Source organism: Pseudomonas sp. Irchel s3f10 (assembly GCF_900187515.1).
Taxonomy (GTDB): domain Bacteria; phylum Pseudomonadota; class Gammaproteobacteria; order Pseudomonadales; family Pseudomonadaceae; genus Aquipseudomonas; species Aquipseudomonas tensinigenes.
On the sequence record NZ_FYDZ01000011.1, the window covers coordinates 125,721 to 146,108 of the forward strand.

23 protein-coding genes are annotated in these 20,388 nt (G+C 60.8%); 13 read left to right on the top strand and 10 right to left on the bottom strand.

What is annotated here, in order from left to right; translation table 11 throughout:
* Positions 1 to 8: 8 nt before the first annotated feature.
* Together CKW17_RS21705 and CKW17_RS21710 are read left to right on the top strand one after the other, a co-directional pair.
* Positions 9 to 332, top strand: a complete 324-nt coding sequence (locus CKW17_RS21705; protein WP_003229134.1) for a DUF3392 domain-containing protein — start codon at positions 9 to 11, stop codon at positions 330 to 332.
* A gap of 128 nt (positions 333 to 460) precedes the next feature.
* Positions 461 to 1,009, top strand: a complete 549-nt coding sequence (locus CKW17_RS21710; protein ID WP_095121525.1) for an RNA 2'-phosphotransferase — start codon at positions 461 to 463, stop codon at positions 1,007 to 1,009.
* 131 nt (positions 1,010 to 1,140) lie between these two features.
* Here the strand turns inward: CKW17_RS21710 and trmB are convergent, their stop codons facing one another.
* From trmB to CKW17_RS21730, 4 genes are all read right to left on the bottom strand, one after another.
* A complete protein-coding gene (trmB, locus tag CKW17_RS21715) occupies positions 1,141 to 1,866 on the bottom strand; it encodes a tRNA (guanosine(46)-N7)-methyltransferase TrmB (protein WP_007913622.1) in 726 nt (241 codons plus the stop codon).
* Positions 1,867 to 1,875: 9 nt separating this feature from the next.
* Positions 1,876 to 2,670, bottom strand: coding sequence for a thiazole synthase (locus tag CKW17_RS21720; protein WP_007913621.1), 795 nt, complete (start codon positions 2,668 to 2,670; stop codon positions 1,876 to 1,878).
* Positions 2,671 to 2,730: 60 nt separating this feature from the next.
* The gene (thiS, locus tag CKW17_RS21725; RefSeq protein WP_122604433.1) at positions 2,731 to 2,931 is read right to left on the bottom strand and encodes a sulfur carrier protein ThiS; all 201 of its coding nucleotides are present in this window, start codon (positions 2,929 to 2,931) and stop codon (positions 2,731 to 2,733) included.
* Between the two features lie 71 nt (positions 2,932 to 3,002).
* Positions 3,003 to 3,383: a DUF423 domain-containing protein gene (locus CKW17_RS21730; RefSeq protein ID WP_095121526.1), complete on the bottom strand. Its 381-nt coding sequence runs from the start codon at positions 3,381 to 3,383 to the stop codon at positions 3,003 to 3,005.
* Between the two features lie 74 nt (positions 3,384 to 3,457).
* Here CKW17_RS21730 and mtgA point away from each other — a divergent pair, with 74 nt between their 5' ends.
* Positions 3,458 to 4,180 (top strand): monofunctional biosynthetic peptidoglycan transglycosylase, encoded by a 723-nt coding sequence (mtgA, locus tag CKW17_RS21735; protein ID WP_016983236.1) that lies wholly within the window; start codon positions 3,458 to 3,460, stop codon positions 4,178 to 4,180.
* A gap of 180 nt (positions 4,181 to 4,360) precedes the next feature.
* On the opposite strand, the gene rpoH is transcribed toward mtgA, so the two are convergent.
* The 4 genes from rpoH to ftsY all read right to left on the bottom strand — a co-directional run bounded on the left by rpoH (position 4,361) and on the right by ftsY (position 8,538).
* Positions 4,361 to 5,215, bottom strand: a complete 855-nt coding sequence (gene rpoH / locus CKW17_RS21740; RefSeq protein WP_007913617.1) for an RNA polymerase sigma factor RpoH — start codon at positions 5,213 to 5,215, stop codon at positions 4,361 to 4,363.
* 115 nt (positions 5,216 to 5,330) lie between these two features.
* The gene (gene ftsX, locus CKW17_RS21745; protein WP_077574909.1) at positions 5,331 to 6,356 is read right to left on the bottom strand and encodes a permease-like cell division protein FtsX; all 1,026 of its coding nucleotides are present in this window, start codon (positions 6,354 to 6,356) and stop codon (positions 5,331 to 5,333) included.
* The gene (gene ftsE / locus CKW17_RS21750) at positions 6,353 to 7,024 is read right to left on the bottom strand and encodes a cell division ATP-binding protein FtsE (protein ID WP_003229148.1); all 672 of its coding nucleotides are present in this window, start codon (positions 7,022 to 7,024) and stop codon (positions 6,353 to 6,355) included. Before ftsE ends, ftsX begins: the two co-directional genes overlap by 4 nt.
* Positions 7,021 to 8,538 (bottom strand): signal recognition particle-docking protein FtsY, encoded by a 1,518-nt coding sequence (ftsY, locus tag CKW17_RS21755; RefSeq protein ID WP_095121528.1) that lies wholly within the window; start codon positions 8,536 to 8,538, stop codon positions 7,021 to 7,023. The genes ftsE and ftsY overlap by 4 nt, the downstream gene beginning before the upstream one ends.
* Here ftsY and CKW17_RS21760 point away from each other — a divergent pair.
* From CKW17_RS21760 to CKW17_RS21785, 6 genes are all read left to right on the top strand, one after another.
* A complete protein-coding gene (locus CKW17_RS21760; protein ID WP_095121529.1) occupies positions 8,537 to 8,731 on the top strand; it encodes a hypothetical protein in 195 nt (64 codons plus the stop codon). The two genes, ftsY and CKW17_RS21760, sit on opposite strands and share 2 nt — an antisense overlap.
* Before the next feature lie 152 nt (positions 8,732 to 8,883).
* Complete coding sequence (locus CKW17_RS21765) at positions 8,884 to 10,239, top strand: pitrilysin family protein (RefSeq protein WP_025112091.1); 1,356 nt, start codon at positions 8,884 to 8,886, stop codon at positions 10,237 to 10,239.
* Positions 10,232 to 11,719, top strand: coding sequence for a pitrilysin family protein (locus CKW17_RS21770; protein ID WP_095121531.1), 1,488 nt, complete (start codon positions 10,232 to 10,234; stop codon positions 11,717 to 11,719). Before CKW17_RS21765 ends, CKW17_RS21770 begins: the two co-directional genes overlap by 8 nt.
* Positions 11,719 to 12,333: a 16S rRNA (guanine(966)-N(2))-methyltransferase RsmD gene (gene rsmD, locus CKW17_RS21775; RefSeq protein ID WP_038358861.1), complete on the top strand. Its 615-nt coding sequence runs from the start codon at positions 11,719 to 11,721 to the stop codon at positions 12,331 to 12,333. The genes CKW17_RS21770 and rsmD overlap by 1 nt, the downstream gene beginning before the upstream one ends.
* A 62-nt stretch (positions 12,334 to 12,395) precedes the next feature.
* On the top strand, positions 12,396 to 13,391 hold the full coding sequence (locus CKW17_RS21780; RefSeq protein ID WP_095121533.1) for a hydrolase: 996 nt from the start codon (positions 12,396 to 12,398) through the stop codon (positions 13,389 to 13,391).
* A complete protein-coding gene (locus CKW17_RS21785) occupies positions 13,388 to 14,239 on the top strand; it encodes an AraC family transcriptional regulator (protein ID WP_095121598.1) in 852 nt (283 codons plus the stop codon). The genes CKW17_RS21780 and CKW17_RS21785 overlap by 4 nt, the downstream gene beginning before the upstream one ends.
* A gap of 98 nt (positions 14,240 to 14,337) precedes the next feature.
* Here CKW17_RS21785 and CKW17_RS21790 read toward each other — a convergent pair whose 3' ends face one another.
* Both CKW17_RS21790 and CKW17_RS21795 read right to left on the bottom strand, forming a co-directional pair.
* Positions 14,338 to 15,192 (bottom strand): sulfurtransferase, encoded by an 855-nt coding sequence (locus tag CKW17_RS21790; RefSeq protein ID WP_095121534.1) that lies wholly within the window; start codon positions 15,190 to 15,192, stop codon positions 14,338 to 14,340.
* 32 nt (positions 15,193 to 15,224) lie between these two features.
* Positions 15,225 to 15,896: a TetR/AcrR family transcriptional regulator gene (locus CKW17_RS21795; RefSeq protein ID WP_007913599.1), complete on the bottom strand. Its 672-nt coding sequence runs from the start codon at positions 15,894 to 15,896 to the stop codon at positions 15,225 to 15,227.
* A 128-nt stretch (positions 15,897 to 16,024) separates the two neighbouring features.
* Here CKW17_RS21795 and CKW17_RS21800 point away from each other — a divergent pair, with 128 nt between their 5' ends.
* From CKW17_RS21800 to coaD, 4 genes are all read left to right on the top strand, one after another.
* On the top strand, positions 16,025 to 17,473 hold the full coding sequence (locus tag CKW17_RS21800; protein WP_256586276.1) for a coniferyl aldehyde dehydrogenase: 1,449 nt from the start codon (positions 16,025 to 16,027) through the stop codon (positions 17,471 to 17,473).
* A gap of 29 nt (positions 17,474 to 17,502) precedes the next feature.
* Positions 17,503 to 18,048 carry a twin-arginine translocation pathway signal protein gene (locus CKW17_RS21805; protein ID WP_095121538.1) on the top strand — a complete coding sequence of 182 codons (546 nt, stop codon included), beginning with the start codon at positions 17,503 to 17,505 and terminating at the stop codon, positions 18,046 to 18,048.
* Positions 18,049 to 18,181: 133 nt separating this feature from the next.
* Positions 18,182 to 19,777 carry a GMC family oxidoreductase gene (locus tag CKW17_RS21810; RefSeq protein WP_095121540.1) on the top strand — a complete coding sequence of 532 codons (1,596 nt, stop codon included), beginning with the start codon at positions 18,182 to 18,184 and terminating at the stop codon, positions 19,775 to 19,777.
* A 115-nt stretch (positions 19,778 to 19,892) separates the two neighbouring features.
* The gene (coaD, locus tag CKW17_RS21815) at positions 19,893 to 20,372 is read left to right on the top strand and encodes a pantetheine-phosphate adenylyltransferase (protein ID WP_003229157.1); all 480 of its coding nucleotides are present in this window, start codon (positions 19,893 to 19,895) and stop codon (positions 20,370 to 20,372) included.
* Positions 20,373 to 20,388: the final 16 nt, after the last annotated feature.

A 20,388-nucleotide genomic window follows, 5' to 3' on the forward strand; every position in this document is an offset into this window, starting at 1 on the left:
GAAAACGCATGGATTTGATACTCGACCTGCTCGCCACCGTCTCCCGCTGGAGCCGCAGCAACCTCTCGGAAATCGCCCTGGCGCTGGTCGGCTGCCTGCTGGTGCTGTTCGGCGCCGACTTCAAAGGCTGGGTCGAACAACGCCTGGGCAGCATCGCCGGCGCCCTGCGCGTGCCGCTGATGGCACTGCTCTGCGTAATCGGTAGCGGCGCGGCGTTGATCTACGCCACACCGTGGGTGGTCAAGGGGTTGAGCCAGTTCAACAACTACAGCCTGGCGCCGGTGTTGTTGGTGGTGCTGGTGCTGATCGGCGTAGTCGCTGACCGCCGCTGACTTTCAGTACATACAAAACAACTGTAGGAGCTGCGGCACGCTGCGATCTTTTGATCTTGAGACCAAATCAAAAGATCGCAGCGTGCCGCAGCTCCTACATGGGAATACGTCGAGAATCAGGGAAGTTCATGAGTAAGAAACGGCTGGACGAAACAAGTAAGTTTCTCAGTTTCGTGTTGCGCCACGAGCCTCAGGCGATTGGGCTGACGCTGGATTCTGAAGGCTGGGCGAATATCGACGCACTGATCAGCGGTGCTGCCGGTGACGGCCGAAACCTGGACCGCACACTGATTGAAAGCGTCGTCGCGAGCAGCGACAAAAAGCGCTTCTCGATCTCCGAAGACGGCCAGTCCATTCGCGCCGTTCAGGGCCATTCGACGAAAAGCGTAGCGCTTCAACTGGAGGAAAAGCAGCCACCGCAAACGCTGTATCACGGTACGGCGACGCGCTTCATGGACTCTATCAGCCAGCAAGGCTTGATCCCGGGATCGCGTCACCACGTGCATCTATCGGAGGAATCCGCCACCGCCTCAGCCGTCGGGCAACGCTACGGAACCGTGGTAATCCTGAAAGTCGCCGCGCAGCAAATGCAGGAGCAAGGCTTCAAGTTTTATCAGGCTGAAAATGGCGTCTGGCTGACAGAGCAAGTACCAGTGCGCTTCATTTCCACCCTGTAACTTCTGACGAAACCGAAAACAACTGTAGGAGTGAGCCTGCTCGCGATCGCGGTGTGTCAGTCGGCATAAGTACTGACTGATCCACCGCCATCGCGAGCAGGCTCACTCCTACATTGGGTATTGCGTGATGCTTAAGCGAGTTTTTCGAACTTCAGGTCCCACACGCCATGGCCAAGACGTTCGCCGCGGCGTTCGAACTTGGTGATCGGGCGTTCGGCCGGGCGTGGCACGCACTTGCCATCTTCGGCGAGGTTACGGTAACCCGGGGCGACGTTCATCACTTCCAGCATGTACTCGGCATACGGTTCCCAGTCGGTGGCCATGTGCAGAATGCCGCCGACTTTCAACTTGCTGCGCACCAGTTCAGCGAACGAGGCCTGAACGATGCGACGCTTGTGGTGACGGCTCTTGTGCCACGGATCCGGGAAGAACAGCATCAGGCGATCGAGGCTGTTGTCGGCGATGCAGCGGTTGAGCACTTCGATCGCGTCGCAATCGTAGACCCGCAGGTTGGTCAGGCCTTGGGTCAGCACGCCATTGAGCAGCGCGCCGACACCCGGACGGTGCACTTCAACGCCGATGAAATCCTGCTCCGGTGCGGCCGCAGCCATTTCCAGCAGCGAGTGGCCCATGCCGAAACCGATCTCCAGCGAGCGCGGTGCCGAACGGCCGAAAACTTGATCGTAATCCACCGGCGCATCGGCCAGCGGCAGCACGTACAGCGGCGCGCCCTGATCCAGACCGCGCTGCTGGCCTTCGGTCATGCGCCCGGCGCGCATCACGAAACTCTTGATGCGGCGGTGTTGGCGCTCGTCGCCTTCTTCCGTCTGGATAGGCGTGTCGTTCGATTCAGTCATCAATGGCTCTTACTTGATCAGACCATCCAGCGGCGAAGAGGCGCTGGCATAGAGTTTTTTCGGCATACGGCCAGCGAGGTAGGCCAGACGGCCTGCAACGATGGCGTGTTTCATGGCTTCAGCCATCATGACTGGCTGTTGAGCGTGGGCGATGGCCGAGTTCATCAGCACCGCATCGCAACCCAGTTCCATGGCGATGGTCGCGTCGGAGGCAGTACCGACACCGGCATCGACCAACACCGGAATCTTGGCTTCTTCGAGGATGATCTGCAGGTTGTACGGGTTGCAGATCCCCAGACCGGAACCGATCAGACCGGCCAGCGGCATCACTGCGATGCAGCCGATTTCTGCCAGTTGACGAGCGATGATCGGGTCATCGCTGGTGTAAACCATCACGTCGAAACCTTCCTTGACCAGCGTTTCCGCGGCCTTGAGGGTTTCGATCACGTTAGGGAACAGGGTTTTCTGGTCAGCCAGCACTTCCAGCTTCACCAGGTTGTGGCCGTCGAGCAGCTCACGGGCCAGGCGGCAGGTGCGCACGGCTTCGATGGCGTCGTAGCAACCGGCGGTGTTCGGCAGGAAGGTGTAGCGCTCCGGCGACAATACGTCGAGCAGATTCGGCTCGCCTTCGATCTGGCCCAGGTTGGTGCGGCGCACGGCAAAGGTGACGATCTCGGCACCCGAGGCTTCGATGGCCTGACGGGTTTCTTCCATGTCACGGTACTTGCCGGTACCGACCAGCAAACGCGACTGGTAAGTACGACCGGCCAGCACAAAAGGCTTGTCGCTACGAACGATGCTCATGGGGAATCCTCTTTAGGAGTGAGGGTCTTGCAGAATTCTGTGCCCTCGCGGGGCGGGCGATCAGCCGCCGCCGATGGCGTGCACCACTTCAACGTTGTCGCCGTCGTTGAGCGTGGTGTCGGCATGCTGGCTGCGCGGGACGATATCCAGATTGAGTTCGACTGCCACCCGGCGTCCGGTCAGTTCCAGACGGGTGATCAGGGCCGCAACGGTCTCGCCGTCGGGCAGTTCAAGGGATTCGCCGTTCAACTGAATGCGCATGCGCAACGCCGCCATCATTTTTAGGGGCTGGCATTCTAGCCCGATCATGACCTAAAGGTCAGCACCAAGCGTCAAGCGGTTGGTTGCAGGCGCCAGGCGGCGAGCCCCAGGCAAACCCATCCGGCCAGAAATGCCAGGCCACCGAACGGGGTGATGATGCCGAGCTTGCTGATGCCGGTGGTGGTCAGCACGTAAAGGCTGCCGGAGAACAGCAGGATGCCCGCTGCGAAGGAAAAGCCGGCCCACGCGACCAGTCGCCCCTGAATCTGTGTGGCCAACAGTGCAACACCGAACAGTGCCAGGGTGTGCACCAGTTGATAGGTCACGCCCGTGTGGAAAATCGCCAAGTACTCGGGTGTCAGGCGGTTTTTCAGGCCATGGGCGGCGAACGCGCCCAAAGCGACCCCGGTGAAACCGAAAAAAGCAGCCAGCATCAAAAAGCCACGCAGCATTGGGAACTCCAGTCAGACGCGATCGGCAGGGTCTGTATAATGGCCCGCTCCACCGGTTCGGCCAAGCCATCTCTATGCTGCGTACTATTTTCCGTCGTCTCACGAAGGCCCTGCTCTGGTTCGCCGGTGGCAGCATCTTGCTGGTGCTGGTGTTTCGCTTCGTGCCGCCGCCGGGCACGGCGCTGATGGTCGAGCGCAAGGTCGAATCCTGGGTCGATGGCGAGCCGATTGATCTGCAGCGCACCTGGAAGCCGTGGGACGAGATCTCCGATGACCTCAAAGTCGCGGTCATGGCCGGCGAGGATCAGAAGTTTCCTGAGCACTGGGGTTTTGATTTCAGCGCGATCCAGGCCGCACTGGCGCACAACGAACTCGGCGGCTCGATTCGCGGGGCCAGCACCTTGAGCCAGCAAGTGTCGAAAAACCTGTTTCTGTGGGCGGGTCGCAGCTATCTGCGTAAAGGCCTGGAGGCGTGGTTTACCGCGCTGATCGAAGTGTTCTGGCCCAAGCAGCGGATTCTTGAGGTGTATCTCAACAGCGTCGAGTGGGATGACGGGGTGTTTGGTGCGGAAGCTGCGGCCCGCCATCACTTTGGCGTGAGCGCGAAGTCGTTGTCGCGGCAGCAGGCGAGTTATCTGGCGGCTGTGTTGCCCAATCCGCGGGTATGGAGTGCGAGCCATCCGACCGCTTATGTGTCGCGTCGGGCCGGGTGGATTCGGCAGCAGATGAGTCAGTTGGGTGGGGATAGTTATTTGCTGGGGCTCAATGATTCACGGCGGGCGCCGTGGTCTCGATAACACCGAGGATCGAAATGTAGGAGTGAGCCTGCTCGCGATAGCGGTACATCAGTGACGGCAATGCTGACTGTCACACCGCTATCGCGAGCAGGCTCACTCCTACAATGTTTTGTGTTGAAGCAGAAATGAAAACGCCCCGATCATCGCTGATCGGGGCGTTTTTTATTGCCTGCTCGCCGGTTATGCGGCGATCGACAACTTGAGCTTGTTCATCGCGCTCTTCTCGAGCTGACGGATCCGCTCGGCCGACACGTTGTACTTCTGCGCCAGGTCGTGCAGCGTGGCTTTCTCTTCTGCCAGCCAGCGCTGGTAGAGGATGTCACGGCTGCGCTCGTCCAGCACTTCCAAGGCTTCGTGCAGGTTGCTGTTGGAGTTGTCGCTCCAGTCGGCATCTTCCAGTTGACGCGCCGGGTCGTACCGGTGGTCTTCCAGATAGTTGGCCGGCGACTGGAAAGCGCTGTCGTCGTCGGCTTCAGCAGCCGGGTCGAAGGCCATGTCATGGCCGGTCAGGCGACTTTCCATCTCGCGCACTTCACGCGGTTCAACGCCGAGGCTTTCCGCCACACGGTGGACTTCCTCGTTGTTCAGCCACGCCAGACGTTTCTTCTGGCTGCGCAGGTTGAAGAACAGCTTGCGCTGGGCCTTGGTGGTCGCGACTTTCACAATGCGCCAGTTACGCAGGATGAACTCGTGAATTTCCGCCTTGATCCAGTGCACGGCGAACGACACCAGACGCACACCCATTTCCGGGTTGAAGCGCTTTACAGCCTTCATCAGACCAACGTTACCTTCCTGGATCAGGTCAGCCTGAGCCAGACCGTAGCCGGAATAGCTACGGGCGATATGTACAACAAAACGCAGGTGGGCGAGCACCATCTGCCGAGCCGCCCCCAAATCCTGCTCATAGTAGAGACTCTCGGCCAGTTCACGCTCCTGCTCCGGCGTCAGCAATGGAATGCTGTTGACGGTGTGCACGTAAGCTTCCAGGTTCGCACCCGGAACCAACGCATACGCAGGTTGCAAAGAATTGGTCATACGAAAAAACCTCCCACTTACATACTCGTGCCTCTCGGCACTGCGAAAAATTGACCGGGAATTCAAGTGCAAGTTCCCAAAAAAACCGCGAGGTCAATCACGCGCAAAAAAGATTCTACTTCGGCGCCAGCTCCCTGAGATGGCGTGCGACTGCAATCCATGCACCGATATAACCCAACAGCACCGCGCCAAGCAAGAGCGACAGACCGTCGGCAACTGGCACTCCGGCCAGCGCGAAATCACTGCCGTACAAGCCGGCCAACCCAACCACCGCATCGTTCAGCCAGTTCAGGCCAAACGCCAATACACCCCAGGACAACAGCCCCGCACCGAAGCCATACAACGCGCCCATATAAAGGAAGGGGCGACGCACATAGCTGTCAGTGCCGCCGACGAGTTTAATCACTTCTATCTCGGTGCGGCGGTTTTCAATATGAAGACGAATGGTATTGCCTATCACCAAAAGTAATGCAGAAACCAAAAGCACCGTCAGACCGAAGACAAAACGATCGCCAAGCTTGAGGATGGCCGCCAGACGCTCGACCCAGACTAGATCAAGTTGCGCCTGTTGTACCTTGGGCAACTCGGAAAGTTTTTGTCTTAATGCTTCCAGGGTCGGCTTGTCGACTTCGTTCGGGGTGACCAGCACCACGCCCGGCAACGGGTTCTCCGGCAGCTCGCGCAGGGCTTCGCCCAGTCCGGACTGTTGCTGGAACTCTTCCAGCGCCTGATCGCGGCCGACATATTCAGCATCAGCTACGCCGGGCATGCCTTTGATCTGTTCGCGCAGCGACTCGCCCTGTTCCGGGCTGGCGTCGAGTTGCAAATACAAGGATATCTGCGCCGCCCGCTGCCACGAACCGCCAAGACGCTCGACGTTGTTGAGCAACAGCGAAAGCCCCATCGGCAAACTCAGCGCCACCGCCATCACCATGCAGGTGAAGAAGCTGCCGATCGGCTGTTTGCCCAGACGACGCAGGCTGTCGAGCAGGCTGGCGCGATGGCTTTCGACCCAGGCGCGGAACAGCGTGGCGAAATCCGGACCGTCGTCTTCGTCGTGCTTTTTCTTCTTCGGCGGCTGCGGATCGGCGGCTTTCGGGGCCACGCGCTCGGAAACCTTCGGACTGCGTGTGGCACTCATACCCCGGCCTCCCCGTCACCGATCAATCGGCCGCGTTGCAGGGTCAGCATGCGGTGACGCATGCGCGCGATCAGCGCAAGGTCGTGACTGGCGATCAGCACGCTGGTACCCAGACGGTTGATGTCTTCGAAGACGCCCATGATCTCGGCCGCCAGACGCGGATCGAGGTTGCCGGTCGGTTCGTCCGCCAGCAGCAAGGCCGGACGGTGAACGATGGCGCGAGCAATACCGACACGCTGCTGCTGACCGGTGGACAGGTCGCCCGGATACAGATCGGTTTTATCCGAAAGTGCCACGCGCTCCAGCGCCGAATCGACACGCTTGGCGATTTCGGCCTTGGACAGCCCGAGAATCTGCAGCGGCAAGGCGACGTTGTTGAACACCGTGCGATCGAACAGCAACTGGTGATTCTGGAACACCACGCCGATCTGTCGGCGCAGGAACGGAATCTGAGCGTTGCTGATGGTGCTCAGGTCTTGCCCGGCCAGCAGCAGTTTGCCGCTGGTCGGACGCTCCATCGCCAGCAACAGGCGCAGCAAGGTGGATTTACCGGCACCGGAGTGGCCGGTGACAAACAAGAACTCGCCACGACGGACTCGAAAGCTCAGCTCATGCAAGCCGACGTGACCGTTCGGGTAGCGTTTACCGACCTGTTCGAAACGAATCATGAACGCTCCCGCTCGGCAAACAGTGCCTGGACAAAGGGTTCGGCTTCAAAGGTACGCAAGTCGTCGATGCCTTCACCGACGCCGATGTAGCGGATCGGCAGGCCGAACTGCTTGGCCAGGGCGAAGATCACCCCGCCCTTGGCGGTACCGTCGAGTTTGGTCAGCGCCAGGCCGGTCAGTTCGACGGTCTGGTTGAATTGCTTGGCCTGGTTGATGGCGTTCTGGCCAGTACCGGCGTCGAGCACCAGCAACACTTCATGCGGTGCGTCGGCGTCGAGCTTGCCGATCACCCGGCGAACCTTCTTCAATTCTTCCATCAGGTTGTCTTTGGTGTGCAGACGACCGGCGGTGTCGGCGATCAATACGTCGATGCCGCGAGCCTTGGCAGCCTGCACGGCGTCGAAGATCACCGAAGCCGAGTCGGCGCCAGTGTGCTGAGCGATCACCGGAATCTTGTTGCGTTCGCCCCAGACTTGCAGTTGTTCCACGGCAGCAGCGCGGAAAGTGTCACCGGCGGCGAGCATGACTTTCTTGCCTTCCAGTTGCAGCTTCTTCGCCAGTTTGCCGATGGTGGTGGTTTTGCCGGCGCCATTGACGCCGACCACCAGAATCACGAACGGCTTGTTCTGCGAGGCGATTTTCAGCGGTTGTTCCACTGGTTTGAGCATCGCGGCCAGTTCGGCCTGCAGAGACTTGTACAGCGCATCGGCGTCGGCCAGCTCTTTGCGGGCGACCTTCTGGGTCAGGCGCTGGATGATTTGCGTGGTGGCTTCGACGCCGACGTCGGCGGTGAGCAGACGGGTTTCGAGGTCATCGAGCAGATCGTCGTCGATGGTTTTGCGGCCGAGGAACAGGCTGGCCATGCCCTCGCCGATGCTGGCGCTGGTTTTCGACAGGCCTTGCTTGAGGCGGGCGAAGAAACCGGCCTTGGTTTCTTCGGTGCGCGGGGCTTCGACGGGGGCTTCGGCAACCACTTCGACCGGCACCACAGCTGGAGCAGCGACGACGGGGGCCGGAGCAGGCTCTGGCTGTTGAGCGACTGGCGCATCAACCACCGGGGCAACCGGCTCAGCCACAACAGGTTCAGCAACAATCGGTGCTGGCTCGGCAATCGGCTCGACCACAGGCGCCGGAGCCACCTCGGGCACCAACGCAGCAGACGCAGGAATAACGGGCGTGATATGCGGCGCAGCTTCTTCAACCAACGCCACCGGCTCTTCCGCCACTGGCAAGGTCAGCCACGGCTCGGCCGCCGGGGTCAGCGGCAGTTCAGCCGCCACTGGCGCTTCAGGCTCGGGTTCCGGCTCAACCGGTTGCAGCACCGGCTCGGCAATCGGCAGCACAATCGGTGCCGGCTCTTCTTCTATTACCGGTGCAGGCGCCGGTGCAGGTTCAGGAATCGCGGGCGGCTGTTCGACGACGGGTTCCTGCGGTTTCTTACGCAGCCATCCGAACAGGCTTTTCTTCTCGCCAGCCGCAGCTGGGGTCTTCTTGTCGTCGTTGGAACCAAACATGGAGGACGGCTATCTCACGGTAGCGACGCGCCATAAGGGCGCCCCGGCAAATAAATATTCGATGCAGAACAGACTGTGTTTCATCCAGCTTGTTCACGCGCAACATTTTGTCGAGGCGCCACAGGCACCTCAAAGGTCGATTAATACGAAGGACTGGAACGGCATCTTCGGCGAAAACGCAGAGTTTAGCTGACAAACTCAAAGCTTCTGCCGGGAACCCATACAACCTATCGACCGATCAGTGGCTTGATAGGCGTGGCCGCCAGTAAAACGGATCAGTATCCTAGCACCCTCTCGCCCGCTGACGCTAAGACCAAGCGGGCAGCCCAACAGGTTAAAAAACGAATGAATGCTCTAGCCCGCCGCGCTGCAGGCCTGCTGCTCAGCACAGTCTGCCTGCCCCTTTCGGCCCTGGCGGCCGACCCGCAACCGACTCACGAATTCACCCTCGACAACGGCCTCAAGGTCGTCGTGCGCGAAGACCATCGCGCGCCAGTGGTGGTGTCGCAGGTCTGGTACAAGGTCGGTTCCAGCTACGAAACCCCGGGCCAGACCGGTCTGTCCCACGCGCTTGAGCACATGATGTTCAAGGGCAGCGAGAAAGTCGGCCCCGGCGAAGCGTCGCTGATCCTGCGCGATCTGGGTGCTGAAGAGAATGCCTTCACCAGTGACGACTTCACCGCCTATTACCAGGTGTTGGCGCGCGACCGTCTGGGCGTAGCCTTTGAACTGGAAGCCGACCGCATGGCCAATCTGCGCCTGCCGGCTGACGAGTTCGCCAAGGAAATCGAAGTCATCAAGGAAGAGCGCCGCCTGCGCACCGATGACAAGCCGATGTCCAAGGCTTACGAGCGCTACAAGGCCATGGCCTACCCGGCCAGCGGCTACCACACACCAACCATCGGCTGGATGGCTGACCTCGACCGCATGAAGGTCGAAGAGCTGCGCCACTGGTACCAGTCCTGGTACGTGCCAAACAACGCCACACTGGTGGTGGTCGGCGACGTCACTCCGGACGAAGTCAAAACCCTCGCCCAGCGCTATTTCGGCCCGATCGCCAAGCGCGACGTGCCACCGGCGAAAAAACCACTGGAACTGGCTGAACCGGGCGAACGCCAGATCACCCTGCACGTGCAGACTCAATTGCCTAGCTTGATGCTCGGTTTCAACGTGCCAAGCATCGCCACCGCTGAAGACAAACGCTCGGTCAACGCCTTGCGTCTGATCTCGGCGCTGCTCGACGGTGGTTACAGCGGGCGCATCCCGACGCAACTGGAGCGCGGTGAAGAGCTGGTTTCCGGCGGTTCGTCGAGCTACGACGCCTACACCCGTGGCGACAGCCTGTTCACCCTGTCGGCAACCCCGAACACGCAGAAGAAAAAGACCATGGCGCAAGCCGAAGCCGGTCTGTGGAAACTATTGGAACAGTTGAAAACCACCGCACCGTCCGCCGAAGAGCTGGAGCGTGTGCGTGCACAAGTGATCGCCGGTCTGGTCTTCGAGCGTGATTCGATCACCAGCCAGGCCACCGCGATTGGCCAACTGGAAACCGTCGGCCTGTCGTGGAAACTGATGGACACCGAACTCGCCGATCTGGAAAGCGTCACCCCGCAAGACATCCAGAACGCCGCCAAGCTGTATTTCACCCGCGAACGTCTCAGCGTCGCCCACGTCCTGCCACTGGAGACGACTCATGAGTGAGCGCAAATCCCCACGCCTGCTGCTCGGCTTGATCGCCATCGCGGTGATCGGCTCTGCCGCTTTCTACCTGACGCCAAGCGCTGACAGCAAGGCCAGCGAAGCTCTCGACAACGCCAAGACCAGCCAAAAGCTGCAATCGCTGGCCGAACTCGACGGCAAGGCCCCGGCCAGCCGCAAACTCGACGTACAGACCTGGAACACCGCCGAAGGCGCCAAGGTGCTGTTCGTCGAAGCCCATGAGTTGCCGATGTTCGACATGCGCCTGATCTTCGCCGCCGGCAGCAGCCAGGACGGCAGCGCATCGGGTCTGGCCGTGCTGACCAACGCCATGCTCAACGAAGGTGTCGCTGGCAAAGACGTCGGCGCCATCGCTCAGGGCTTTGAAGGTTTGGGTGCGGATTTCGGCAACGGTGCTTTCAAGGACATGGCGCTGGCCTCGTTGCGCAGCCTGAGTGCTGCCGACAAGCGTGAGCCTGCTTTGAAGCTGTTTTCGGAAGTCATCGGCAAACCGACCTTCCCGGCCGACTCGTTCGCGCGCATCAAGAACCAGATGCTCGCCGGATTCGAATACCAGAAACAGAACCCCGGCAAACTCGCCAGCCTTGAGCTGATGAAGCGTCTGTATGGCGATCACCCGTACGCGCATTCGAGCGATGGCAATCCGCAGAGCGTGCCGAAGATCACTCTCGCGCAATTGCGTGAGTTCCACGCCAAGGCTTACGCCGCTGGCAACGTGGTGATTGCGCTGGTCGGCGACTTGTCTCGCACGGAAGCCGAAGCGATTGCCAATCAGGTTTCCTCGGCACTGCCGAAAGGCCCGGCATTGGCGAAAATCGCTCAGCCGCAGGAACCGAAAGCCAGCGTCAACCACATCGAATTCCCGTCGAAGCAGACCAACCTGATGCTCGCGCAACTGGGCATCGACCGTGACGACCCGGATTACGCGGCGCTGTCGATGGGCAACCAGATCCTCGGTGGCGGCGGTTTCGGAACGCGCCTGATGAGCGAAGTGCGCGAGAAGCGCGGCCTGACGTACGGCGTGTATTCGGGTTTCAGCCCGATGCAGGCTCGTGGCCCGTTCATGATCAATCTGCAGACTCGTGCGGAAATGAGCGAAGGCACCCTGAAACTGGTGCAGGACGTGCTCGCCGATTACCTGAAAACCGGGCCGACGCAGAAAGAACTCGACGACGCCAAACGCGAACTGGCCGGCAGTTTCCCGCTGTCCACCGCGAGCAACGCCGATATCGTCGGCCAACTCGGCGCGATGGGCTTCTATAATCTGCCGCTGAGCTATCTGGACGACTTCATGCGTCAGTCGCAAAGCCTGACCGTCGAGCAAGTCCGCGACACCCTGAACAAACACCTGAGCACGGACAAAATGGTCATCGTCACCGCGGGTCCAACCGTGCCGCAAAAGCCGTTACCGGCCCCATCTGATAAACCTGCCGAGCAACCGCTCGGGGTTCCGGAGCATTAATGGCAACTCGTTCCCCTAAAAAACCTGCGCAAAACGTCCACAACGGTGTGAACCAGTTGCGCATCATTGGCGGCCAATGGCGCAGCCGCAAGCTGAGTTTCCCCGATGCGCCGGGCCTGCGCCCGACGCCGGATCGCGTGCGTGAAACCCTGTTCAACTGGCTCGCGCCGTACGTTGAAGGGGCCAAGGTACTCGACCCGTTCGCCGGCAGCGGCGCGCTGTTTCTCGAAGCACTGTCCCGCGGCGCCGCCATGGGCCAGGCGCTGGATGCCAGCAACATTGCCGTCTCCAGCCTGAAGGAACACCTCGGCACCCTGCGCTGCACCAACGGTCAGGTGCAGACGGCGGACGCGCTGCGTTATCTGGAAACCCAGACCGCGACACCGTTCGACCTGGTGTTCCTCGACCCGCCGTTCAATCAGAACCTGCTGCCGGCCGTTTGTACCTTGCTCGAAGAGCGTCAGTGGCTGGCGCCCGACTCGTGGATCTACACTGAAAGCGAAACAGCGCCATCGACGCTGGGTCTGCCGGGCAACTGGCGCCTGCACCGCGAGCAGAAATCCGGCCGGGTTTACTACGCGCTGTGGCAACGTACGGCAGAGATCGCCGGTTAACCGACCGGCCTGAACAAGCGGCGCGCCTCGAACAAGGCCGCCGCGCTGCATCGAGAACCATCGTGCCCCCTTCGTCAGAACGCTTCACCCCCGCCTTCGGCCTCGGCAATCCACACCTGCAAACCTTGTGGGGGCCGCTGTGGCGCAAAACCGTACATATCGAACGTGAACGCGAACGCCTGTGGCTTGAGGATGGCGACTTCCTCGACCTCGACTGGCACGGTCCGCACACCGCCGATGCGCCCCTGGTATTGGTACTGCACGGCCTGACCGGTTCCTCCAATTCGCCTTATGTGGCTGGTATCCAGCAGGCGCTGGCCGATCAAGGCTGGGCCAGTGTTGCGCTGAACTGGCGCGGCTGCTCGGGCGAGCCGAATCTGCTGCCGCGCAGCTACCACTCCGGCGCCAGCGAAGACCTCGCCGAAACCATCAGACACCTGCGCGCCAAGCGACCGTTGGCACCGTTGTATGCCGTTGGCTATTCGTTGGGCGGCAATGTGTTGCTCAAACATCTTGGGGAAACCGGCAGCGCCAGTGGCGTGCTTGGTGCCGTGGCGGTGTCCGTGCCGTTTCGCCTTGATCAATGCGCCGACCGCATCGGTCAGGGATTTTCCAAGGTCTATCAGGCGCACTTCATGCGCGAGATGGTCGCCTACATCAAGAACAAGCAACGGCAGTTTCAGCATGACGGCCGCGAAGACGGACTCGCCGCGCTAGCAGCCCTCGGTTCGCTGGAGAACATGCGCACCTTCTGGGATTTCGATGGCCGGGTGACCGCGCCGTTGCACGGTTTCAATGATGCCGAGGATTACTATCGTCGCGCCTCAAGCCGCTATTTCCTCGGCGAGATTCGCACGCCGACCCTGATCATTCAGGCGGCAGACGATCCGTTCGTGTTCCCGCACAGTTTGCCGCAGGCCAGTGAGCTGTCGCCGTCGACCGCCTTCGAATTGCAGGCACGCGGCGGGCACGTCGGCTTCGTCGATGGCTCGCTGCGCCAGCCCGGTTATTACCTGGAACGACGTATACCGCAGTGGCTGGCTCGCGTGCCCGCATGAGCGATCAGGGCGAGTCGATCCGTTTCTGGCAAACCGCGCCACTGGCCGGGGTCGAGTTGTTGTCGGCACGCTACATCGAGCATCGTTTCGCCCCGCATGTGCACGACGGATTCGTGATCGGCATGATCATGGCCGGCGCCCAGCGTTATCGCTATCGCGGCGCCGAACATCTGGCCGGCAGCGGCACACTGGTGTTGATCAATCCGGACGAACTGCACACCGGGCACAAGGGCACCGAGGATGGCTGGCTGTACCGGGCGTTTTATCCTGATACGGCGCAAATCGTTTCGCTGCTGGATGAGCTGGAACTGTCCACCACGAGTCTGCCGGCGTTTGGCGCCACGCTGTATCGCGATGCGGATCTGGTCAACGGCTTTGCGCAGTTGCATCGTTTGCTCGAAAGCCCGGCCACCGCACTGCAACAGCAAACGCTGTGGCGCGAGATGATGTTGCTGCTGTTGCAGCGCCATGCGGCAGTGCCGGTGCCCAGTCGAGCCGGCAAGGAACACCGTGCGGTGCTGCTGGGCAAGGAGTTGTTGCACGCACAATTGGCGGCGCCACCGTCACTGGAAGAGCTGGCGGCGGCGGTCAATCTGTCGCCCTTCCATTTCGCCCGGGTGTTCCGCCGCGCCACCGGCATGCCGCCGCACACCTGGCTGATGCAGCAACGCATCGCCCAGGCTCGCGCACTTCTGCAACACGGCTGCCTGCCCGTGGAGGTCGCCACACAATTGGGGTTTGCCGACCAGAGCCATTTGAGCCGGCAGTTCAAGCAGGCTTATGGCGTCGGCCCCGCCGCCTACCGCAGCGCCCGACAATTTCCTTCAGACAACGCCGTTCCCTTGTAGGAGTGAGCCTGCTCGCGATAGCGGTGTTTCAGTAAAGGTAAAGGTGACTGACACACCGCTATCGCGAGCAGGCTCACTCCTACAGGGATGTGTGGTGACTATTCGCCAGTGACGATACCGCGCGAAGGCTCGTTGATCCACTCGCTCCACGATCCGGCATACAACGATCCCAGCGGATAACCCGCCAGACACAATGCAAACAGGTTGTGACACGCCGTCACGCCAGAACCGCAATAGGCAACCAGATCCGCTGGCGAACGCTCACCGATCTTGGCGGCAAAGCGCTGCTTGAGCTGATCCGCCGGCAGGAATCGCCCATCGCTGCCGAGGTTGTCGGTGAACGCCGCGCATTGCGCGCCGGGAATGTGCCCGGCAATCGGATCGATCGGCTCAACTTCACCCTTGAATCGCGGTAAAGCCCGAGCATCAATCAAGGTCAACGCAGGTTGGCCAAGACGCTTTTGCAATTTTTCGGCGCTGATCAGCAGGCTCATGTCCGGCTGGCCACTGAAAGTGCCGCGACTGACCGTCGGCGCATCCAGACTCAGCGGCAGCCCCGCCGCATGCCACGCCTTGAGCCCGCCATCGAGAATGAACACGCCATCGCGCTTGCCCAGCCACGCCAGCAACCACCACGCCCGCGCCGCGTAGGCACCGGGGCCGTCGTCGTACAAAACCACATCGCTGTCGTTGTTGATGCCCCACGCCTGCAGCCGCTCGATCAACGCCGCTGGCTCGGGCAACGGATGCCGACCGCTCACGCCTTTGACCACTGTGCCGCTGAGGTCTCGTTCAAGATCGGCAAAGCTCGCCCCGGCAATGTGCCCTTCGGCATAGCTGCGCTGACCATAGTCCGGGTCTTCGAGGGCAAAACGACAATCGAGAATCACCAGCCCCGGCTGCGCCTTGCGGGCATCCAGTGCTTCGGGGCTGATCAGTTGCGCAATCGGCATAACGGGCTCCTGGGGGATTTCAACAGAACGGTTTATTTCACGTCTTCGAGGGCCTGGGCCAGCGGCACGTAGAACTCCTCGAACAACGCATTGACCTCGTCACGCGCCTGCTCGGTGACAAACCCGGCTTCCAGCACCAGCACCTGATACACGCCACGTTTAATGGCTTGTTCGCTGAGGTGGTTGGAGTTTTCACGGGTGGTGCACAGGAAGCGCACCCACGACGTCAGGATGATCCAGGCATTGAGGGTCAGGGACTCTATCTGCACGCGATCCATATCGAGGATCCCGGCGGCGACGAAACCTTCGTAGATCGCCGCGCCCTGAATCACGCAGCGTTGGGAAAAGCGCCGATAGCGGGCGGCCAGTTCCGGATCGCTGTCGAGCAAATGCTCCAGATCGCGGTGCAGAAAGCGGTAGCGCCACATCGCCGAAAGCAATTCCTTGAGATAGAAACGCTTGTCCTCGACCGTCGCCGCACGCCCCTGCGGCGGACGCAGAAAGCTGTCCACGAGGCTTTCGTACTCACTGAACAACACGGCGATGATCGCCTGCTTGTTGGGGAAGTGGTAGTACAGGTTGCCCGGAGAAATCTCCATATGGGCAGCAATGTGATTGGTGCTGATGCTGCGCTCGCCCTGCTGATTGAACAGCTCAAGGCTGTTCAGCACGATACGCTCGCTGGTTTTTATTCGTGGGGCCATGGCTTGAGCTTTAATTCAGAGTGCGTAGGGGGGCATCTTACGACCTAACCGGAAATGGATAAAACACTGCTGTGCAAGGAAGTCATTTGACTTTCTAGAGCATAGACTCTAAAAAGTTCATCACTACAATAAATCCGGAGCAGACCATGACTGCCGACATTGCTTACCTGCAAACGCTGCAACAACCGCTGGCGGAGCTGGACCGGTTGTTCGCGGCGCAGCGGGCCGCGTATGCCGCCAATCCGATGCCACCCGCCGCTCAGCGCCAGCAATTGCTCAAGGCACTGAGTGATTTGCTCAGCAACGAGCGTCAGGCATTGATCGAGGCGATCAGCTCCGATTTCAGTCACCGCAGCGCCGATGAAACCCTGCTCGCCGAGCTGATGCCGAGCCTGCACGGCATTCATTACGCCAGCCGGCATCTCAAAGGCTGGATGAAAGCTTCGCGGCGTAAGGTCGGCATGGCGTTCCAGCCTGCTTCGGCAAAAGTGGTGTATCAGCCTCTCGGCGTGGTCGGCGTCATCGTGCCGTGGAATTACCCGTTGTATCTGGCCGTCGGCCCGCTGGTCGGCGCCTTGGCGGCGGGTAACCGGGTGATGCTCAAGCTCAGCGAATCGACCCCGGCCACCGGGCAATTGCTCAAGGAATTGCTGGCGCGAATCTTCCCCGAAGACCTGGTCTGCGTAGTGCTCGGCGAAGCCGACATTGGCGTGGCGTTCTCGCGTTTGCGCTTCGATCATTTGCTGTTCACCGGCGCCACCAGCATCGGCAAACACGTGATGCGCGCCGCCGCCGAAAACCTGACGCCGGTCACCCTGGAACTGGGCGGCAAGTCGCCGGCCATCGTCTCCCGCGATGTACCGCTCAAGGATGCTGCCGAGCGCATCGCCTTCGGTAAAACCCTCAACGCCGGGCAGACCTGCGTGGCCCCGGATTACGTGCTGGTGCCGGAAGATAGGGTCGGCGCTTTCGTCGAAGCCTATCGCCAGGCCGTGCAGGGTTTTTATCCGACACTCACCGACAATCCGGACTACACGGCGATCATCAACGAACGTCAATTGGCGCGACTTAACGGCTACGTCAGCGACGCGACCAGCAAGGGTGCGCTGTTGATTCCGCTGTTCGAACAGGGCCAGGGCCGACGCATGCCGCACAGTGTGCTGCTGAATGTCAGCGACGAGATGACCGTGATGCAGGACGAAATCTTCGGCCCGCTGCTGCCGATCGTGCCGTATCAGGATCTGGAGCAGGCATTTGCTTACATCAATCAGCGGCCACGACCTCTGGCTCTTTACTACTTTGGCTACGACAAACGCGAACAGAACCGGGTGCTGCACGAAACCCATTCCGGCGGTGTGTGCCTGAACGACACCTTGCTGCATGTGGCTCAGGACGACATGCCGTTCGGCGGCATCGGCGCTTCCGGCATGGGCCACTACCATGGCCACGAAGGCTTCCTGACCTTCAGCAAAGCCAAAGGCGTATTGATTAAACAGCGCTTCAACGCGGCCAGGCTGATTTATCCGCCCTACGGCAAATCGATTCAGAAACTGATCCAGAAGCTGTTCATTCGCTAAACCTTCGTCACCGCCGGGTAATAAAAATAATGCACCCAAGCCTGACCGAAACACCTGCACTGTCCCGCCGTGGCCTGCTGAAATTCAGCCTCGGCGCCACGGCATTCCTCGCCACTGCCGGGCTCGGTGCCAGTCTCAGTGGCTGCTCATCGAGCGTCGCGGCCAACGGTTTTGTCTCGTTGCGTGACGGCGATCTGCTGTTTCTGCGCGCACTGATCCCGGTAATGCTCGACGGCGCCGTGGTGGCCGAAAAGATGCCGGCCGCTGTCGATGGCACGCTCAAATCGCTGGACTACAGCCTCGATCACCTGTCGCCGGAGATGCTCAAGCTCACCCGGCAACTGTTCGACGTCCTCGGCATGGCGGTGACGCGCGGGCCACTCACCGGGATCTGGGGCAGTTGGGAAAATGCCAGTGCCGAGGCGATGCGGCATTTTCTTGATCGTTGGGAAAACAGCTCGTTGAGTTTGTTACGCATGGGGCATAGCTCGTTGCAGCAGATGGTGATGATGGCCTGGTACACCCGCGCAGAATCGTGGGCGCATTGCGGCTATCCCGGCCCGCCTACTGTTTGAGATTAGCGGCGCGGCCTTCGCGAGCAGGCTCGCTCCCACAGGGGAATGCATTTCAAATGTGGGAGCGAGCCTGCTCGCGAAGAGGTCGGCCGCCACACCGCCGCATCCAAAAATAATAAAGAGAACCTGATCGATGCCCGTACCCGACCCGTTCCGCGAAGGCCTCGCCCGAGGCTGGAAAACCTACAACGGCGCACAGCTGAGCGACGACCTGACCCTGGAGGCCGACGTGGCCATCATCGGCAGCGGCGCCGGTGGCGGCACCACGGCGGAAATCCTTAGCGCTGCCGGCTACAAAGTCCTGCTGATCGAAGAAGGCCCGCTGAAAACCAGTTCCGATTTCAAGATGCTCGAAGACCAGGCCTACAGCAGCCTCTATCAGGAAGGCATCGGCCGCATGAGCAAGGACGGCGCAATCACCATCCTGCAAGGACGCGCGGTCGGCGGCACCACGCTGATCAACTGGACATCGAGCTTTCGCACCCCGGAGCCGACACTCGAACACTGGGCCAAGGAACACAACGTCAAAGGTCACAGCCCCGCCGAGATGGCGCCGTGGTTCGAGAAAATGGAACAACGCCTCGGCGTCGCTCCATGGATGGTCCCGCCCAACGCCAACAACGATGTGATCCGCAAAGGCTGCGAGCACCTCGGTTACAGCTGGCACGTGATCCCGCGCAATGTGCGCGGCTGCTGGAATCTCGGTTACTGCGGCATGGGCTGCCCGACCAACGCCAAGCAATCGATGATGGTCACCACCATACCGGCGACGCTGGAAAAGGGCGGCGAGCTGCTTTATCTCGCTCGCGCGGAGAAGCTGCTGATCAGCGGCAACAAAGTCACTGGCCTGCAATGCGTGGCGATGGATGAGCGCTGCGTCGAACCGACCGGGCGCACAATCCACGTCAAGGCGCGGCATTACGTATTGGCCGGCGGTGGCATCAACAGCCCGGCGCTATTGCTGCGTTCGGACGCACCAGACCCGCATAAAAGCCTGGGAAAACGCACCTTCCTGCACCCGGTGAACATGTCCGCTGCGCGCTTCGATGAAGTCATCAACCCGTTTTACGGGGCGCCGCAGTCGATCTATTCCGACCATTTCCAATGGAAGGACGGCAACACCGGGCCGATGGCCTTCAAACTTGAAGTACCGCCGCTGCACCCGGCACTGGCGGCCACCCTGCTCGGCGGCTTTGGCGAGGAAAGCGCGCTACACATGGCTGACCTGCCGCACACCCACGCCATGCTGGCCTTGCTGCGCGACGGTTTTCACCCGGACAGCCCGGGCGGTGCAGTCGAGTTGCGTGGCGATGGTTCGCCGGTGCTCGACTATCAGGTTTCACCCTACGCCTGGGAAGGCCTGCGCCGGGCCTTTCAGGTCATGGCCGAGATTCAGTTTGCCGGCGGAGCAAAAGCGGTGATGCCGATGCACGCCGACGCCCGTTACGTGAAAACCCTGGCCGAAGCGCGCACGCTGATCGATGGTTTGAGCCTGGAGCTGTACCGCACCCGCTTGGGCAGCGCCCACGTCATGGGTGGTTGCGCGATGGGTGAAGAGCCGAAAAGCGCGGTCACCGACAGTCTCGGCCGTCATCATCAACTGGCCAATCTGTCGATTCACGATGGCTCACTGTTCCCCACCAGCATCGGCGCCAACCCGCAGTTGTCGGTGTATGGTCTGACTGCGCAACTGGCGACTTCCCTCGCCGATCGGCTGAGAAACCCGTGAAAAAACCCATTATCGCGATCGTCTATAGTGCTTTCTTACCCAACAGGCGACTTGGCCGACCGGGACGGCTGCGATACCATCCGACTCCCCAACGGACTCCCGCCAGGACGACGCGATGAACCGAGTGTTGTACCCAGGTACCTTCGACCCTATTACCAAGGGCCATGGCGATCTGGTCGAACGCGCCTCGCGCCTGTTCGATCACGTGATTATTGCGGTCGCTGCCAGCCCGAAGAAAAACCCGCTGTTCCCGCTGGAACAACGGGTCGAACTGGCTCGCGAAGTCACCAAACACCTGCCGAACGTGGAAGTGGTCGGCTTCTCGACGCTGCTCGCGCATTTCGCCAAAGAGCAGAACGCCAATGTGTTCCTGCGTGGATTGCGTGCGGTGTCGGACTTCGAATACGAATTCCAGCTGGCCAACATGAACCGCCAGTTGGCCCCGGATGTGGAGAGCCTGTTTCTCACGCCGTCCGAGCGTTATTCGTTCATTTCCTCGACGCTGGTGCGGGAAATTGCCGCGCTGGGCGGCGATATCAGCAAGTTCGTCCACCCGGCCGTGGCTGATGCGCTGACCCTGCGCTTTAAAAAGTAGGAGCTGCCGAAGGCTC

Excerpts from the sequence above, each read along its gene's own strand:
- CKW17_RS21705 (WP_003229134.1), top strand. The coding sequence starts at position 9 with ATGGATTTGATACTCGACCTGCTCGCCACCGTCTCCCGCTGGAGCCGC.
- CKW17_RS21710 (WP_095121525.1), top strand. The coding sequence starts at position 461 with ATGAGTAAGAAACGGCTGGACGAAACAAGTAAGTTTCTCAGTTTCGTG.
- trmB (WP_007913622.1), bottom strand. The coding sequence starts at position 1,866 with ATGACTGAATCGAACGACACGCCTATCCAGACGGAAGAAGGCGACGAG.
- CKW17_RS21720 (WP_007913621.1), bottom strand. The coding sequence starts at position 2,670 with ATGAGCATCGTTCGTAGCGACAAGCCTTTTGTGCTGGCCGGTCGTACT.
- thiS (WP_122604433.1), bottom strand. The coding sequence starts at position 2,931 with ATGCGCATTCAGTTGAACGGCGAATCCCTTGAACTGCCCGACGGCGAG.
- CKW17_RS21730 (WP_095121526.1), bottom strand. The coding sequence starts at position 3,383 with ATGCTGCGTGGCTTTTTGATGCTGGCTGCTTTTTTCGGTTTCACCGGG.
- mtgA (WP_016983236.1), top strand. The coding sequence starts at position 3,458 with ATGCTGCGTACTATTTTCCGTCGTCTCACGAAGGCCCTGCTCTGGTTC.
- rpoH (WP_007913617.1), bottom strand. The coding sequence starts at position 5,215 with ATGACCAATTCTTTGCAACCTGCGTATGCGTTGGTTCCGGGTGCGAAC.
- ftsX (WP_077574909.1), bottom strand. The coding sequence starts at position 6,356 with ATGAGTGCCACACGCAGTCCGAAGGTTTCCGAGCGCGTGGCCCCGAAA.
- ftsE (WP_003229148.1), bottom strand. The coding sequence starts at position 7,024 with ATGATTCGTTTCGAACAGGTCGGTAAACGCTACCCGAACGGTCACGTC.
- CKW17_RS21760 (WP_095121529.1), top strand. The coding sequence starts at position 8,537 with ATGGAGGACGGCTATCTCACGGTAGCGACGCGCCATAAGGGCGCCCCG.
- ftsY (WP_095121528.1), bottom strand. The coding sequence starts at position 8,538 with ATGTTTGGTTCCAACGACGACAAGAAGACCCCAGCTGCGGCTGGCGAG.
- CKW17_RS21765 (WP_025112091.1), top strand. The coding sequence starts at position 8,884 with ATGAATGCTCTAGCCCGCCGCGCTGCAGGCCTGCTGCTCAGCACAGTC.
- CKW17_RS21770 (WP_095121531.1), top strand. The coding sequence starts at position 10,232 with ATGAGTGAGCGCAAATCCCCACGCCTGCTGCTCGGCTTGATCGCCATC.
- rsmD (WP_038358861.1), top strand. The coding sequence starts at position 11,719 with ATGGCAACTCGTTCCCCTAAAAAACCTGCGCAAAACGTCCACAACGGT.
- CKW17_RS21785 (WP_095121598.1), top strand. The coding sequence starts at position 13,388 with ATGAGCGATCAGGGCGAGTCGATCCGTTTCTGGCAAACCGCGCCACTG.
- CKW17_RS21790 (WP_095121534.1), bottom strand. The coding sequence starts at position 15,192 with ATGCCGATTGCGCAACTGATCAGCCCCGAAGCACTGGATGCCCGCAAG.
- CKW17_RS21795 (WP_007913599.1), bottom strand. The coding sequence starts at position 15,896 with ATGGCCCCACGAATAAAAACCAGCGAGCGTATCGTGCTGAACAGCCTT.
- CKW17_RS21805 (WP_095121538.1), top strand. The coding sequence starts at position 17,503 with ATGCACCCAAGCCTGACCGAAACACCTGCACTGTCCCGCCGTGGCCTG.
- CKW17_RS21810 (WP_095121540.1), top strand. The coding sequence starts at position 18,182 with ATGCCCGTACCCGACCCGTTCCGCGAAGGCCTCGCCCGAGGCTGGAAA.
- coaD (WP_003229157.1), top strand. The coding sequence starts at position 19,893 with ATGAACCGAGTGTTGTACCCAGGTACCTTCGACCCTATTACCAAGGGC.